10 protein-coding genes are annotated in these 14,294 nt (G+C 47.4%); 9 read left to right on the forward strand and 1 reads right to left on the reverse strand.

Annotated features, from left to right (window positions below):
- Positions 1 to 132: 132 nt before the first annotated feature.
- The 9 genes from purD (at position 133) to MKY23_RS03810 (ending at position 12,465) form a co-directional block, all read left to right on the forward strand.
- Positions 133 to 1,398 carry a phosphoribosylamine--glycine ligase gene (gene purD, locus MKY23_RS03770; protein ID WP_339835372.1) on the forward strand — a complete coding sequence of 422 codons (1,266 nt, stop codon included), beginning with the start codon at positions 133 to 135 and terminating at the stop codon, positions 1,396 to 1,398.
- A gap of 814 nt (positions 1,399 to 2,212) precedes the next feature.
- Positions 2,213 to 3,550 (forward strand): hemolysin family protein, encoded by a 1,338-nt coding sequence (locus MKY23_RS03775; protein ID WP_339835375.1) that lies wholly within the window; start codon positions 2,213 to 2,215, stop codon positions 3,548 to 3,550.
- Between the two features lie 47 nt (positions 3,551 to 3,597).
- Entirely contained in the window at positions 3,598 to 4,680 is a 1,083-nt protein-coding gene (locus MKY23_RS03780) for a hemolysin family protein (protein WP_336121168.1), read from the forward strand.
- A 340-nt stretch (positions 4,681 to 5,020) separates the two neighbouring features.
- On the forward strand, positions 5,021 to 5,971 hold the full coding sequence (locus MKY23_RS03785; RefSeq protein ID WP_339839187.1) for a ring-cleaving dioxygenase: 951 nt from the start codon (positions 5,021 to 5,023) through the stop codon (positions 5,969 to 5,971).
- A 14-nt stretch (positions 5,972 to 5,985) separates the two neighbouring features.
- Complete coding sequence (locus MKY23_RS03790; RefSeq protein ID WP_339835380.1) at positions 5,986 to 6,591, forward strand: alpha/beta hydrolase; 606 nt, start codon at positions 5,986 to 5,988, stop codon at positions 6,589 to 6,591.
- Positions 6,592 to 6,919: 328 nt separating this feature from the next.
- Positions 6,920 to 9,220 carry a glycoside hydrolase family 3 C-terminal domain-containing protein gene (locus MKY23_RS03795; protein ID WP_339835382.1) on the forward strand — a complete coding sequence of 767 codons (2,301 nt, stop codon included), beginning with the start codon at positions 6,920 to 6,922 and terminating at the stop codon, positions 9,218 to 9,220.
- A 264-nt stretch (positions 9,221 to 9,484) separates the two neighbouring features.
- Positions 9,485 to 10,351, forward strand: coding sequence for an alpha/beta hydrolase (locus MKY23_RS03800; protein WP_339835384.1), 867 nt, complete (start codon positions 9,485 to 9,487; stop codon positions 10,349 to 10,351).
- A gap of 254 nt (positions 10,352 to 10,605) precedes the next feature.
- On the forward strand, positions 10,606 to 11,838 hold the full coding sequence (gene ilvA / locus MKY23_RS03805) for a threonine ammonia-lyase IlvA (RefSeq protein WP_339839190.1): 1,233 nt from the start codon (positions 10,606 to 10,608) through the stop codon (positions 11,836 to 11,838).
- Between the two features lie 21 nt (positions 11,839 to 11,859).
- Complete coding sequence (locus MKY23_RS03810) at positions 11,860 to 12,465, forward strand: GNAT family N-acetyltransferase (RefSeq protein WP_339835387.1); 606 nt, start codon at positions 11,860 to 11,862, stop codon at positions 12,463 to 12,465.
- A 595-nt stretch (positions 12,466 to 13,060) separates the two neighbouring features.
- Here the strand turns inward: MKY23_RS03810 and MKY23_RS03815 are convergent.
- Positions 13,061 to 14,035 (reverse strand): hypothetical protein, encoded by a 975-nt coding sequence (locus MKY23_RS03815; protein ID WP_339835390.1) that lies wholly within the window; start codon positions 14,033 to 14,035, stop codon positions 13,061 to 13,063.
- Positions 14,036 to 14,294 lie beyond the last annotated feature (259 nt).

Raw genomic sequence — 14,294 nt, forward strand, 5'->3', positions numbered from 1 at the left:
GTGTCACCTGTCATGCTGATGACGTATGGGGCACTCCTTTTTTCAGGAAATAGATCAATAAAAACAGATCACTTAATGTTTTTGAAGTGTAGGAGCATCACAATCCAGTAAAGCGTGGAGGGAAACAGACGAATGGATATTTTGGTAGTCGGCGGCGGCGGCCGCGAACATGCAATTATCTGGGCACTGGCGAAGAGTCCAAAGGCAGGCAAGATTCATTGTGCGCCCGGGAATGCGGGGATTGCACAGGTGGCAGAGTGTCACCCGATTGCGGTACATGAATTCGATAAACTCAAAGCACTGGCAGTTGAACTAAAAGTAGACCTCGTCGTTATTGGACCAGATGATCCGCTCGCAGACGGCATTGTGGACGCATTTGACTCGACAGGAATCCCGGTCTTCGGCCCACGCCGTAATGCAGCGGAAATCGAAGGCAGCAAAACATTTATGAAGGATCTGCTACACAAATACAATATCCCTACGGCTGCATACGAGAAGTTCGACAACTACGAGCAAGCTCAGACATATTTGGACGGGCAAGCAATCCCGGTTGTTATCAAAGCGGACGGACTCGCTGCAGGTAAAGGGGTTACCGTAGCATACTCTCGTGAAGAGGCGAATCAGGCCCTTCGCAGCATTATGGTTGATAAGGTATTTGGTGAAGCTGGAGCGAAAGTGATTGTCGAAGAATTCCTCGCCGGACAGGAAATGTCGATTCTGGCCTTTGTTGACGGTGAGACGGTTCGTCCAATGGCTGCTGCGCAGGATCATAAACCTGTGTTCGACAATGATCAGGGGCCAAATACGGGCGGCATGGGTACGTACTCCCCACTTCCACATATTCCAGCCTTCATTATTGAAGAAGCGGTGGAAACCATCATTAAGCCAACAGCGAAAGCAATGGTATCCGAGGGACGTCCATTCCGTGGTGTATTGTTTGCGGGTCTGATGATCTCCCCGGATGGCAAACCCAAAACGATTGAGTTCAACGCACGTTTTGGAGACCCGGAAACACAAGTGGTGTTGCCACGTCTGAAAACGGACCTGCTCGATATTTTCTGGGCAACCGTTCATGGTAAGCTGGCTGATCTGGAGATTGAATGGAGCGAAGAAGCCGCTGTATGTGTCGTGCTTGCTTCAGGCGGATATCCCGGCCCTTATGCGAAAGGTGTTGTGATTGAGGGACTGGATCAAGCCCGAGAGGGTGTTGTGTTCCATGCAGGAACAGCGCGTAATGAAGCTGGGGACTGGGTGACAAACGGTGGACGTATTCTCGGTGTTGTAGGCCTAGGTGCTGACATTGCAGAAGCAAGAGCCAAAGCATATGCTCAGGCAGAGCACATTCATTTTGAAGGCAAACATCAACGCTCCGACATTGCTGCCAAAGCTTTGGTGTAACAATTAAGCCAGCCCGTAGGATGGGTACCGCAAGGTATTTGCATCCTGCGGGCTTTTTGCGCGTATTACATATATCATGTGTAAAAAAAGACAGCTACAATCCTTAACATAGCCTTGAGAGTGACAATTAGCCGCTATACCAGTGAGCCTCTGGATCTGTTTGATACTCAAATGAAACGGGTAGTTTTTTAATAAACTGCATTATTCTATAACAAGAGGACTGTATCAATTCGGAAGAGCCTTTTACATAAAAGCGGGAAATGTAGGTAGTCTGTCTGTAGAAAGATAGGCGATAAATCCATCTCTTAATTACAGGATCACACTGGCTAAAATGCCAGAGTATAACATACATATAGACTATTCTGTGAACAATAGACTGTAAGCTTGTGCCAAACCATAACGTGCAACTGGATGGTTTGGATCAAAACATGATATACTTTTCGGAAACAGGAATCGATACGTTGGGAGGTGGATATCTATTGGGTAGGCGATATTGTAAATTGTCCAAATGGCGAATCTAGGTGGAGTTGATCAAGGAACAATGGACAGCATGAGGGATAACCCGTTTTGATTGAAGTCGTTTCTACACGTCATGGGCGTTATTGACTTCATCTTGGATTCCTGTTTTAGATTTACAAGGTCATTATGCGACTTATACAGAAGTGATCATGAACTGATTTTTTTATATATTTTTTAATCGTCACTGGCTCTTGGCATCACACATTCAACAGCGTATGAACAGTTAACGGCATGAACGTTAATGTATCACGCTGTAACTATCTTGGAGGTGAATCCCTGACTATCGGGGAAGTCTTTGGACATAATTACCATATTAAATATCGCATTACTTATCATCTTGATTGTACTGACTGCATTTTTCGTTGCGTCGGAGTTTGCTGTTGTGAAAATTCGTACATCAAGGGTGGATCAACTGGTTGCCGAAGGCAATAAACAGGCAGTGCTTGCCAAGAAGGTCGTCTCGGACCTGGATTATTATTTGTCCGCCTGTCAGCTAGGTATCACCGTTACAGCCCTCGGACTCGGGGCCTTGGGGAAACCGACTGTGGAGAGATTGTTATATCCGGTGTTTAGTTATTTTGACGTACCTGCCTCGGCCTCGGCGATTGCTTCTTATGCGATAGCTTTTATACTCGTTACGTTTTTGCATGTCGTTGTTGGTGAGATGGCACCCAAAACGTTGGCGATTCAATTTTCCGAAAAGTTGACTTTGTTACTCTCTCCGCCGCTGTACTGGTTTGGTAAAGTCATGTATCCATTCATCTGGGCACTCAATGGTGCATCGCGTGTAATTTTGCGTGGATTCGGTGTAAAACCAGCCAGACATGATCAGGCTTATTCCGAGGATGAGATTAAGATCATTATGAACCAGAGCTATGAAGGCGATGAGAGTAACCAGACCAAGCTTTCCTATTTGGAAAATGTGTTTGTGTTCGATGAACGTGATGCCAAAGACATCATGGTTCCGCGTACCGAACTGATTACACTGAATCAGGATATGACTTATGACGATATTATTCCTATATTGGATGAGCATAACTACTCCAGATATCCCGTCATCGAGGATGGAGATAAAGACCGCATTATCGGTGTCGTGAATGTGAAGAAGATTTTGCCGGACATGGTTGCGACCCGGGCACATCAATTGAGTGAATTCGTGCGTGAGATCCCATTTGTATCGGAAGTGACATCCATTCAGGATGCGATGATCAAAATGCAACAGGAACGTGTGCATATGGCTGTCGTCGTGGATGAGTATGGCGGTACTTCGGGAATCATTACGATGGAGGATATCCTTGAAGAGCTGGTTGGCGAGATCCGGGATGAGTTCGATGCTGATGAAGTAGCGGACATTCAGGAGACCGGGGAAAACCAGTATCTAATTAGTGGCCGTGTGCTGCTGGATGAACTGGAGCGTCAATTCGGAATTATATTCGAAGGTAATGAAGAGATGGATACGGTTGCCGGTTGGATTCAGTACCAGAAGGGTGTCGGTGTGGAAAAAGGAGATACCGTTGAACACGGCGACTATGTCTGGACGGTAGTGGATGCCGAAAACTATCACATCAAGCAGGTGCTGCTTGAACGTGTTAACGGTATTGAGGCCCAAGAAGCCGCCAGCGATCTGGCTTAAACATTTCAAAACTTAATGGAGGTGAATCCCTCACCTGAGGGAAATCATTGGACGGAATAATAGCCTTGAACTTATTTTTAGTAGCTGTATTTATCGGTTTGACCGCGTTTTTCGTAGGAGCCGAGTTTGCTATTTTGAAAGTGCGGATGTCCCGTATTGATCAATTGATCTCGGAAGGCAACAAAAAAGCAGTGGTCGCCAAAAAAGTAGCACATAATCTGGATTATTATCTGTCTGCCTGTCAACTTGGTATTACGATTACTGCGCTAGTACTGGGTGCTTTGGGCGAACCGACCGTAGAGAAAATGTTGCATCCGTTATTCCAGAGTCTGGAAGTGCCTGCTGCACTGTCCACCGTACTCTCTTACGCGATTGCATTGGCATTTATCACCTTCTTGCATGTCGTAATCGGCGAGCTTGCACCCAAGACACTTGCCATTCAGTTTGCTGAAAAAATGACGTTGTTGCTTGCACCACCGCTCTACTGGTTCGGTAAAATCATGAACCCGTTCATTTATGCGCTGAATGGTGCAGCACGTTTATTGCTTAGCATTTTCGGTATCAAACCGGCCGGGCATGATACGGTTCACTCCGAAGAGGAATTAAAGCTGATCATGGCGCAAAGTTATGAGAGTGGCGAGATTAACCAGACGGAGCTGGATTACCTCAAAAACATTTTTGCCTTTGATGAGCGTTTGCTTCAGGAGATCATGATTCCCCGAAATAAAATCGTTACGCTGAATAAAGAAATGCCGCTGGAACAGATTATTGAAGTGCTGAATCAGCATGAGTATACGAGGTATCCTGTCATTGCAAACGGGAATGCAAACCATTTTGTCGGGTTTATTAATACCAAACAGACGTTAACGAGTGTAGCTGCGGGCAGAACGTTCAGCATGAACACGTTCATGCACCCAATGCCGAGCTTCTCGGAGCGTTCACCGATCAAGGATGTACTCGTTCAGATGCAACATAGCCGCGTGCATATCGCTTCTGTCAAAGACGAAGCTGGCGCAACGATCGGAATGGTAACCATGGAGGATATTCTCGAAGAGATTGTCGGGGATATCAAGGATGAATATGAGCATAAAGATCTGGTTAATCCACCGAAAAAATTAAAATTGGTGTAAGAATCAGAATCAGAAGCAGGCTTCATTTTGGTGAGATACACGTTATTAAAGACAGGTTCCCGTACTTCGGTTCGGGGACCTGTTTTTTTATGTGAAAAGCAGTTCAGAGCGATACGTTTTAACAAAAACAAACGAGTCTATTTAAGGTTCATCGAAGTAATATCTTAATTTTGAAATAAATGCTTGCATATTGCTCGTATATGGATTAATATGAATTTAAAGAATCTTAATTTAAAGATAAATAACGAAGCTAAAGTAAGTTAATCCTCAGAAGCAGTAAATAAAACAACCGTACAACAACCAAGATAATGAATAATAAACGAAAACTAAGGGAGTGGAGATTATGTTCAGAACTTCAGGCATTCATCATATTACCGCTTTTGTCGACGACGCACAGAAAAATGTAGACTTCTACGCAGGGGTGCTGGGACTTAGACTGGTGAAAAAAACGATCAACTTTGATGCACCGGATGTGTATCACTTGTACTACGGCAATGAGCAAGGGGCGCCAGGTACGATCATTACGTTTTTCCCGCAGCAAAATTCAAGAAGAGGTGTGATCGGCTCAGGTCAGACCGGAGTTACCGTCTATGCCGTACCAATGGGCAGCTTGCCCTTTTGGAAAGAACGTCTTGCATCCTTCGATATTCCATATGAAAATAAAACGAGATTCGGTGAACAATATATTCGTTTCTTCGACAAAGGGGGACTGCTCCTTGAACTGGTCGAGCGCGAAGGTGGTCAGACAAGCCAGTGGGCATTTAACGGGGTGACACCTGAGCATGCGATCAAAGGCTTTGGCGGTGCAGTACTGTACAGTCATGTGCCTGAGAAAACGATGGATGTGCTTGTCAGCAAGCTTGGTCTGGAACAGGTTGGCGAAGAGAATGGCCTGATCCGTCTGCGGGCGAGCGGTGATCTGGGACAGATCATCGATATTCAATCGACAGGTATCCAGCGCGGTATCGGTGGTGCAGGAACGGTACACCACATTGCATGGCGTGCCAAAGATTACACGGAGCATGAACAAATTCAACAGGATCTGGATCAAACGGGATATCATCCAACACCCGTGATTGACCGTCAATACTTCAACGCGGTATATTTCCGTGAACCAGGAGGTATTTTGTTCGAGATTGCGACAGATCCTCCGGGCTTTGCACGGGATGAACCGCAAGAGACGATGGGCGAGAAATTGATGCTGCCTGAATGGTACGAACCACAGCGTGAGCAGATCGAACAGTTGCTGCCACCAATTCAAGTACGGGAATGGAAAGGGGAGTCTAAATGATGAGTACAGCGACAATGAAACATATCTACAAAGCAGGTGCGCAGGCAGATGCGGCGACAATATTGTTGCTCCACGGTACAGGTGGAACGGAGAATGATCTGATCGGACTGGCAGAGATGATTGCTCCGGGGGTGGCGATTCTTGGAGTGCGAGGTAACGTGTCCGAGAATGGGATGCCACGTTTCTTCCGCCGCCTTGCAGAAGGTGTCTTTGATGAAGAGGATCTGATTGCACGGACAGCAGAGCTGGGAGCCTTTATCGATGCTGCTGCGGTGGAATATGGATTCGATCGATCGAACGTGTATGCGCTGGGCTATTCCAATGGTGCCAACATTGCCGCAAGTCTGATGTTCCATCAGGCAGATGTATTCAAGGGAGCAATCCTGCACCATCCGATGGTGCCGCTTCGCGGACTGACACTGCCTGATCTGAAAGGACTGCCCGTGTTCATCGGTGCAGGAGAGAATGATCCAATTGTGCCAAGACGTGAAACGGAGGAACTGGCTTCACTGCTGAGTGGGGCGGGTGCCGAGGTGCATATGCATTGGGAACGTCAGGGCCATCAACTGACACGTACCGAGGCGGAAGCTGCGGCAACATGGTATACAACACAGGTGTAATACAGGTACAGTACTTGTGGATGTATTGCATTACGAGATCTAGCACATATCGACATATAAAGAAGTTCGCAGGCAGCCTGATTCGGGAGATCGGGCTGTTTTTTCATTTTATTAATCTATATAGGATAACAGCGATTGAAGGTTATTCTGTCATCGGAGTGCACCGTGTTAAAATTTTTAATTTAACTTATTTGCCTCACGAAAAATGAGCACATCTGTTATGTAAACGTGCCAAACCGGGTAAGGATTTGAAATAGTGAGAGTCCACGCAGTATGCTTGTTATATAGCTTCGACACTACACGAATATCATGAACTGGAGGGGTTAATGTGGAACGTAACATCAAAGATTTGGTACAGCAGATGACACTGGAAGAAAAAGCGGGAATGTGCTCAGGGCTCGACTTTTGGCATCTGAAAGGGGTGGAGCGTCTCGGCATTCCATCTATTATGGTAACGGATGGTCCTCACGGATTGCGCAAACAGGATACCAGTGCAGATCACTTGGGTCTGACCGCAAGTGTACCTGCAACCTGTTTCCCGTCTGCGGCAGGGCTGGCGAGTTCGTGGGATACCGAGCTGGCGCGTCAGGTGGGCGTGGCTTTGGGTGAAGAATGTCAGGCCGAAGATGTGGCGGTACTGCTTGGACCGGGTGTAAATATTAAACGTTCTCCCTTGGGCGGACGGAATTTTGAATACTTTTCTGAAGACCCACTCTTATCTACTCAGATGGCTACCGCTCATATTCAGGGCGTGCAGAGCCAGGGCGTGGGTACGTCTCTCAAACACTTTGCGGTGAATAACCAGGAAGAGCGCCGTATGTCGATTGATGCGGTGGTAGACGAACGGACGCTACGCGAGATTTATCTGGCCAGCTTCGAAGGCGCAGTGAAGGATGCACAGCCTTGGACGGTCATGTGTTCTTATAATAAAGTGAACGGCACGTATGCAGGTGAAAATGAGTGGCTATTAACTGACATATTGAAGGATGAATGGGGCCACGAAGGTCTGGTTGTCTCGGACTGGGGTGCAGTGAATGAGCGGGCGGATGCCCTTGCAGCTGGACTGGAGCTGGAGATGCCAGCAAGCGGCGGTATTGGAGAACGTAAGGTGGTTGATGCTGTAAAGAGCGGAAAGCTGCCCATGGATAAGCTGGATCTTGCGGTGGAGCGTGTGCTGACCTTAATTTTCAAAGCGGTGGATCATAAGAAAGAAGGCGCTTCGTACGATAAAGATGAACATCATCAGCTTGCACGTAAAGTGGCATCCGAAAGTATGGTCTTGTTGAAAAATGAAGCCGGGCTTCTTCCGCTAAAGCGTGAAGGTAGCGTAGCCATCGTAGGTGCTTTTGCGCGTAAACCTCGCTTTCAGGGAGGGGGAAGCTCCCACATTAATCCGACCAAGGTCGATGATATTGTGGAGGAGATGACTCTTGTGGCAGGCGATGGAGTAACCATCTCGTATGCACCAGGGTACCGGATTGAAGAGGACGATGTGGATGAGACACTGTTGCAGCAGGCTGTTCAGGCTGCACAAGCGGCAGATACCGCTGTGGTATTTGTTGGATTGCCGGATCGATACGAATCCGAAGGGTATGACCGTGCGCATCTGCGTCTGCCGGACAACCACATTCGACTGATTGAAGAGGTTGCCAAGGTGCAGTCCCGTGTAGTGGTTGTGCTAAGCAACGGTTCTCCAGTGGAGATGCCTTGGCTGTCGCAGGTCCAAGCTGTGCTTGAAGCTTATCTTGGCGGACAGGCCGTAGGAGGCGCAATCGCCGATCTGCTCTACGGTGAGGTGAACCCGTCCGGTAAACTGGCAGAGACCTTCCCGGCTAAGCTTAGCCACAATCCGTCCTATCTGAACTTCCCTGGTGAGGCAGATCGTGTGGATTACCGTGAGGGGATCTTCGTCGGTTACCGTTATTATGATAAAAAAGAGCTGGAACCGCTATTCCCTTTTGGATACGGCCTCAGTTATACCACGTTTGAGTACAGCGATTTACAAGTAGATCGCACAGCGCTAACGGATCTGGACGAGGTGCAGGTACAAATACGCGTCACCAATACCGGGGAGCGTGCAGGGAAAGAGATCGTACAGTTGTACGTTAGTGATGTTGAGAGTACGGTGATTCGTCCGGATCGGGAGCTGAAAGCTTTTGCGAAGGTGGCATTGGAGGCTGGCGAGTCCAAAATAGTTCATTTCATGCTGAATAAGCGTTCGTTCGCGTATTACAACGTGGATATGAAAGACTGGCATGTCGAGACGGGAGAGTTCGATATACAGCTCGGTAGCTCTTCGCGTGATATTCGTATGCAGGCTCGGGTAAGCTTAGAGTCTACTGCCACGTTCATTCCAACGTATACACGCAATAGTACCCTTGGCGATATTCAGAGCGACCCGGAGAATAAAAAGCTGATTGAGCAGGCTTTGCAGCAATTCCAGGAAGCGAGCGGTTTTGGTGGCGGTGACGATTCCGGTGATCATGATCATGCGGACATGATGAACGCGATGATGAAATATATGCCGCTACGTGCCCTTGTGGCTTTTAGCGGTGGTGCGATGACCGAGGATACGATGAATCAGTTACTGGATCAGATGAATAACAAGGATCACGGCATTCGCGGATAAGAGAATTTCATCCCGATTCTGCTCCATGACCTGTGATTTGTGAAGAAGTAATGAGGCTATGCGCGAGGAAAAGGGCGCGAGGCCGTAAGTTTTATATTGTACGTTCAGCCCCTGCAAGGCTGGGAAGGATACCCGATCCGGTGATGGATCGGGTGTTCTTTTTTTACAGGGAAAAAGGTATAATTAGTAATTGATAATCATTTTCATTTAGAAGCGTGATGAGAGACGGGATACTGTGGATCAGTGGGGAGGGAAGGTGAAGTAATGAGTCATGATGCAGGATTACATACGTTGGGTACAAGTGCATATATTCAGACCCGGGATGGCCGGAAGTTGCATTACATGTCGAAGGGCGCTGGAGAAGTGACGGTCGTTTTTGAGTCGGGGATGGGCGTTTCCAGATCTACATGGGGGCTGGTTGTGCCGAAGATTGCGGAGCATGCACGTACCGTTGTGTATGACAGGGCCGGAGCGGGACGAAGTGATGTTGATTTTTCTCCACGCACGCTCGCCCGGATTGCAGAAGACCTGAATGAACTGCTAGCGGCGATGGGGCCGGGGCCGATTATTCTGGTGGGGCATAGCTGGGGAGGGCCAATTGTACGTGCAGCGGCCGCTAGTAATCTGTCACGTCTGCAAGGTATCATTCTTGTTGACCCGTCGGATGAGCATTGTGAGTTATATTTTTCCCGTATGGCGAAGGTCGGTTTTGCGATAAATGGGGCACTTATTCCCGCTCTGGCTCGTGTGGGCCTGTATCGGTTTCTTGGCATCAAAGACTTTCTTAGTCAGCCTGATGACGTTGTAGCAGATCACCGCCGGGAGGACTTTACGGTACAAGCTGCTCGGACGATGGCTGCGGAGGGAAAGAATTTTTTGCAAGATTTAAAGGGGTTACGGGAGCAACCTCCCGAATTGGAAGACTTGGAAGTTAGCATTATTTCGGGTACGTTGCCTGGCAAGGGAGAACGTAAAATCAGTCCTGCCATCGTTGAGGCCCACCGTCAGACGGTAAGCAAGCTATCCAATGCGAGATGGATAGAAGCTGCGCGTTCGGGTCATATGGTGATGTTTACAGATCCTGAAGTGATCGTCAATGAGATCATGCGAATGATACGCGAAGCGGAGTAAGAGTAAGAGTAAGAGTAAGAGATAAGAAAGTGGGAAATGTGAAGTATTTGAGTACGGTCGTCATAGCGAGTAGAAGATTGTTCCTTCCGGTGCCGGGCGCAAGGACAGAGCAAAAGTGATACAATAAAAAGAAAAAGCAATGAATGACATTGCTAGACCATATAAGCGGAGTGTGGAGACAGATGAAACCAGAGAATCAAGAAACAACAGGAACGGGAGCCGGAAACGAAGGTTCTAGAAATGTCCATGTAGGCATGGAAGATATCGTACGTGCACATCATGTGCTGCGTGAAGTGATTGTCAGAACGCCGCTACAGCGGGATGCTGTACTTTCGGCTAAATATAACTGTAATGTGTATCTGAAACGGGAAGACCTTCAGGTGGTGCGTTCTTTTAAAATTCGAGGGGCTTACAATATGATACGCAGTCTGACCCCTGCCGAAATGGAGAAAGGCATCGTCTGCGCCAGTGCCGGCAACCACGCACAGGGTGTAGCTTTTAGCTGTAATGCACTGAGCATTCACGGCAAAATCTTTATGCCAAGCACAACACCGAACCAGAAAGTGAAACAGGTACGACGTTTTGGCGGCGATAATGTAGAAGTTGTCCTGATCGGTGATACGTATGATGATGCGTATGCGGAAGCGATGCGGGCATGTGACGAGCAGGGCATGACCTTTATCCATCCGTTTGATTCACCGAAGATTATTGCAGGGAACGGTACAGTTGCGATGGAGATCATGGAAAGCCTTGATGAGAATGCAGACTATGTATTTGTCACCATTGGCGGCGGCGGTTTGGCGGCTGGGGTAGGAACCTACATGAAAACGGTTAGTCCTGAAACACAAATCATCGGCGTTGAGCCGCTTGGAGCAGCTTCGATGAGTGAAGCAATGTTCCGCAAACAAGTGGTTACGCTGGATGATATCGATAAATTTGTGGATGGCGCAGCGGTGAAACGGGTCGGTGATTTGACTTATGACATCTGTAGCAACATCCTGAATGACATTGTGAAGGTTCCAGAAGGCAAAGCCTGCACAACCATTCTGGAATTATATAACGAAAATGCGATCGTGGTGGAGCCTGCGGGCTCGCTGGCTGTAGCTGCACTGGAGCAATACCGCGAACAGATCGCAGGCAAGACGGTAGTTTGTGTCATCAGCGGCGGTAACAATGATATCGACCGGATGCAGGAGATCAAAGAGCGTTCCCTGATCTACGAAGGTCTGAAATATTATTTCATGGTGAATTTTCCGCAACGTGCGGGGGCGCTACGTGAGTTCCTGGAGGAAGTGCTCGGTCCGAATGATGATATCGCCAGATTTGAATATACGAAAAAACATGACAAGGAAAATGGCCCTGCCTTAGTCGGCATCGAGCTCATGTACAAGGAAGACTACCAGCCGCTCATCGAACGGATGAACCGCAAAGGTATCGCCTACACCGAGCTGAACAAAAACTTGAATCTGTTCAACATGTTGATCTGAGAGAGAGGTGTCTTTTTACAAGTGAAACCTACTATAGGGTCAGAGCAACAGAAGAAAGTGCCTCAGATCCGACCTGCACGGAAGGAAGATGTGGATCAGATCATCCCGCTGCTGGTGCAGGCGATTGGGGATATCGCTTATGCACTTGCGGGGGAGGCGGACCATGAGCGGGCAATGGACATCTTACGTGAGTTTGTTACACAGAAAAATAACCGGATCAGTTATCAAAATATCACTGTGATGGAGCAGGACGGCCAGATTGCTGGCATGTTGGTAGCGTATGCCGGTGATGATGTGGAGCGTTTGGATCAGCCGCTTCTGAATCGCCCCGGACGTGATACGGATGAGAAATATGCTCTGGTAAAAGAAACCCGCCCTGGGGAGTATTATCTCGATACTCTTTCGGTAAGTGAGCCATTTCAAGGGCAGGGCATCGGCCGTGCACTGATGGCTGCTTTTGAGCAGCAGGGAAGAGAACTCGGGCACAAGCAGGTTGCCCTGATCGTGGAGCAGGACAATGGCCGCGCCATGCAGCTCTATGAACGGCAAGGCTATGTTCAAGATGAAGTGATTCTCATCGGTGGACATGAGTATTACCATATGGTCAAAGAGCTCTCAGTTCTATAGATTGGCTGGAATGCATTCGAGCTTCGCACTCAAAAGGAGCCAACGCTTGAGTAATGGATGCTTACGTATGTAACAGTGAGGGACACCATCTGTATCGTGAACCCGTAACAACTATATTTAGTCAGTTAACAGCAGATACGCCAAAAAAGACGAAGCAACGCCGAGGGCGGTGGGTTCGTCTTTTTTGGATAAAGCGGCGGTGGAGCAATATAAGCTGACAGGCTAACGATCTCAGATGACGCTATTTGGTCGATTTCAACTCATTTAAAATTCTAACGATCAGGAGAAACGTTATTTCCCCATTTCAGACGAGAAATCATTGATTTTTGCTCATTTCAGAAGAAATAGCGTCTCTGGTGATCGTTAGATCACTGAACACCTCTAAATCGGCCAAATAAGGTCTGTGGTGATCGTTAGAATTTTTTTCATCCGTACAACCTTCTACGCGACTAGCACAAGGAACGGTGTATGAAAAATGTTGACTATTCCAAGCTTACCATTGCATGCACACATCTATTTAACCTAACTCCCTTGCTCTACCTCCAGCTTATCCAGGCCATTGGCTGATTGTTACCGTTAGATTGATCTAAAACTTTTATATACCGTACTCCGGCAGATATTCATCCCTAGATACGTTCTGCTCCAGCCATTGGTCGACAGCCTCTGTTCTTTCAAACTTGGATTCAGCGACGACATCCATGAACGCATTCAGTTTTTTCAAAAAAGCACTGTCCTCAGAAGTATTCCGCTGTAAGACAGCTTTGTACCCTTTTTGAGCATTTGGCACCATTACGTTGGTGTCGTAATCGAACAGCGGGGTATTATCGAGCCCGTAAAAGGTGTACAAGGTGTATTGATTCATCAACATCTGTACCTGGTTTTTCCGGTTAGACTTAGGAAAATCATTCAGGAACCGCTCTTGATTCAGCGCACGGTTCAGCATATCCTGATATCCGATCATCAGCCCTCCATCCTCAGTAGAAATGCTGCTTGTTTCAACAGCCATGATGCGGATGTACTGTTTGATATCTTGATTTACATAAGAAGTGTATTTTTCAAATGCGGCATAATTCATGATTGGATAGAGATAACCCTCGATCATCGTAAGACGATAACCGCTGTCTCCGGCCTGTTGCAGCAGTGAGCGGAGACTCGTGTCCTTGGTGCGGGACATCAGCTGGGTGAAGCTGTCATTCCATTTGTATATTTTCTGCATCTGATCCTGAACATTGGGAACAAGCATGCGATCCGTTATGGCCGTTAGCGCTTTGAAGCGGGCATTTTCCAATTGAAGCACCATCAAGGTTGCATGATAAGGAGTCACCTGGCTGATTTTAGACTCCAGATAACGGTCTGCCGCGGGCAGGCCATTTTTTTTATAGAGCATGGTCTGAAAAGATTTGTAGATTGCGGTTGAATTGGCCGATGTTACTTTGCTATCCGTAGCAGGGGCAGCAGAAGCGATGCCAGTGACTGGGGAAACCGCTGTTTGTAACAATAGAGTAATAGCCGTAGCGGTAAGCAGCGTACGCATACCTTTCTTTTTATAAAAATACAAAGATGATGTCATGGATATTAACCCTCCCGTAGTCTGATGTAAGTAAGTGAGGCTGAAGCAACATTACCTATTAAAAATAATACATAGCAAGTAAAGCATGTCTAGTTAACGGTTAACCACAGATTAAAGCAATTGGCACAAAAAGTGGTTGCGGAATGGTGACAAAATCTTCTGTTAATTTTAACCTTTACAGGTGGATGCAAGGCCAAGGTTTCTGCGAAAATAATTTTTGGGGAACCGGAAACTTTTTAACGAATCGAAACGTCTTAGT

Source organism: Paenibacillus sp. FSL R7-0272 (genome assembly GCF_037969905.1).
GTDB lineage: Bacteria > Bacillota > Bacilli > Paenibacillales > Paenibacillaceae > Paenibacillus > Paenibacillus polysaccharolyticus.

Excerpts from the sequence above, each read along its gene's own strand:
- purD (WP_339835372.1), top strand. The coding sequence starts at position 133 with ATGGATATTTTGGTAGTCGGCGGCGGCGGCCGCGAACATGCAATTATC.
- MKY23_RS03790 (WP_339835380.1), top strand. The coding sequence starts at position 5,986 with ATGAAACATATCTACAAAGCAGGTGCGCAGGCAGATGCGGCGACAATA.
- MKY23_RS03800 (WP_339835384.1), top strand. The coding sequence starts at position 9,485 with ATGAGTCATGATGCAGGATTACATACGTTGGGTACAAGTGCATATATT.
- ilvA (WP_339839190.1), top strand. The coding sequence starts at position 10,606 with ATGGAAGATATCGTACGTGCACATCATGTGCTGCGTGAAGTGATTGTC.
- MKY23_RS03815 (WP_339835390.1), bottom strand. The coding sequence starts at position 14,035 with ATGACATCATCTTTGTATTTTTATAAAAAGAAAGGTATGCGTACGCTG.